The organism is Shimia marina (assembly GCF_001458175.1).
Taxonomy (GTDB): Bacteria; Pseudomonadota; Alphaproteobacteria; order Rhodobacterales; family Rhodobacteraceae; genus Shimia; species Shimia marina.
On the sequence record NZ_CYPW01000028.1, the window covers coordinates 1 to 701 of the forward strand.

The 701-nt window shown below is 58.5% G+C and carries 1 pseudogene; it reads right to left on the minus strand.

What is annotated here, in order from left to right:
- Positions 1-637 (minus strand): annotated as a pseudogene (locus SHM7688_RS19465) (transposase); the annotation flags it as partial.
- Positions 638-701 lie beyond the last annotated feature (64 nt).

Consider the following 701-nt stretch of genomic DNA (forward strand, 5'->3'; position numbering starts at 1 on the left):
GACATGAAGTCGAGCGACCACCTCTGGTTCGGCCCCTGTAGGATCGCCCTCGGCGCTCTGGTGCCCACAGCACGCTTGCGTCCGCCCCGTTTGCGGACGGCCAACCCTTCTTCGCGGTACAGCCGGTAGAGCTTCTTCCAGTTCACTTCCCAGCCCTCCCGCTTCAGCAGGATGTGCAGGCGGCGATAGCCGAACCGGCGCCGCTCACACGCCAGCTCCTTCATCCTGGCCCGAAACTCGGTGTCCGACCTTCGCGTCGATTTGCGCCGATACACGCGCGGATCGATCCCGGCCAAGGCACAGGCCCGTTTCTGATTGTAGCCTTTGGTCTTCATTGCCCAGTCCACGGCGTTCCTCCTCGAACCGGGCTTCAGAAGTTTTTTCCAAGCATCTCTTTCAGCGTGGCAACATCGAGCATCTGCTCCGCCAGCATCTTCTTGAGCTTCGCATTCTCGGCCTCCAGCGCCTTCAGACGCCGCGCGTCAGACACTTCCATGCCACCATATTTGGATCGCCATTTGTAGAAGGTCGCATCGCTGATCCCAGGCTTGCGGCACAGCTCTTTCGCGCTCAAAACCGCCTGATGTTCTTTCAGGATGCCAATAATCTGCTCTTCTCTAAATCGGCTTCTCTTCATCGTCTGTATCCTCAGTTGGGGAACAGGCTAACCTCAAAGTGAGGACTCTAAGGGGAGCACGTCA